Annotated in this window: 1 protein-coding gene; it reads right to left on the reverse strand. The window is 68.8% G+C overall.

The window, feature by feature from the left end; translation table 11 throughout:
• Complete coding sequence (locus P3H15_RS53905) at nt 1-1,485, reverse strand: aldehyde dehydrogenase family protein (protein WP_276144807.1); 1,485 nt, start codon at nt 1,483-1,485, stop codon at nt 1-3.
• Nucleotides 1,486-1,499: the final 14 nt, after the last annotated feature.

Here is a 1,499-nt window from a genome sequence, read left to right on the forward strand (position 1 = left end):
TCAGCGACTGTGGTTGTGCATGACGTGCTTGGTGCGGGAGTAGTCGTCGAGGGCGTAGATCGACAGGTCGCGGCCGTAACCGGAACCCTTGAATCCACCCCAGGGGACCTCGTTGGCCAGCACCAGGTGTGAATTGACCCAGACGGTACCGGAATCCAGCCGCGCAGCGATGTCGTGACTGCGGCGCGCGTTCTCGGTCCAGACCGAAGCGGACAGGCCGACGGGTACGTCGTTGGCGCGGCGCACGGCCTCGTCCTCGTCGGTGAAGGTCTCGACGGTGACGACGGGTCCGAAGATCTCCTCACGGGAGCACTCGGCGCCGTCGGGGACGTCGACGAGCACCGTCGGTGCCACGAAGTAGCCGGTACCGGCCAGTGCCGTTCCGCCGATGGCGACCCGGATGCTCTGCTGGGCGGCGTGGTCGAGGTATCCGAGGACGCGATCGAAATGAGCCTTGGAGACCAGGGGCCCGATCTCGATGTCGTCGCCGGCGCCGGGTTCGCCGATGGCGAGTTCGCGGACCTGTGCGACGAAGAGTTCGACGAACTTGTCGGCGACCGATTTGTGGACCAGGACGCGGCACGCCGCTCCGCATTCCTGCCCCGAATTCCAGAAGCTCGCGACCCGCAGCGATTCCGCTGCCTCCTCGAGGTTGGCGTCGGCGAAGATCACGACCGGCGCCTTGCCACCGAGTTCGAGGTGGACCCGCTTGAGGGTCTCGGCGGCGCCGCGGGCGACGGCGCGGCCACTGCCCACCGACCCGGTGAGGGCGATCATGTCCACGTCCGGGTGCTCGGCGAGCCGGGCGCCGACGACCGAGCCGCGGCCGGTGACGACGTTCAGCACTCCGGCGGGCAGCAGGTCGGCGACGAGTTCGGCGAACTTCAGGGTCGTCAGCGGGGTCTGTTCCGACGGCTTGATCACCAGGGTGTTGCCGGCGGCGAGGATGGGGGCGATCTTCCAGGCGGCCATCAGCAGGGGGTAGTTCCACGGGGTGACCACTCCGACCACTCCGAGGGGTTCGCGCAGGATCACCGACAGGTGGTTCTCGACGTAGTCGCCGGCGGCCATGGACGTGGTCGCGCGCAGGGCGCCGGCCATGAAGCGGAAGGTGTCGATGGTGCCGTCGACGTCGTCACGGGAGACGGCCAGGGGCTTTCCTGCGTTCGCGGATTCGAGTCGGGCGAGCAGGTCGGCGTTGGCTGCGAGCCGGTCGGCGATCTTGTGCAGTACCTCCGACCGCTCCTTGGGCACCACGCGTGCCCAGGCTTCCGCGGCCGCTGCGGCGGCGCTCACCGCACGGTCGACGTCCGCGGTGGTGCCCTGCGGGATCTGGGCGATGACGTTCTCCGAGCTGGGGTCGATCACATCGAACACGTCGCCGGGAGCAGCATCGTCGAAGGCGCCGTCGACGAAATGCGAGGTAGGGGGAAGATCGGCCGCCGTGATCAGCGGCGCCGAGCCGGGTGCACGGCGTACCGTCACGTCCTCGACGGGGG

The organism is Rhodococcus sp. T2V (assembly GCF_029269925.1).
Classification (GTDB): Bacteria; Actinomycetota; Actinomycetes; order Mycobacteriales; family Mycobacteriaceae; genus Rhodococcus_F; species Rhodococcus_F koreensis.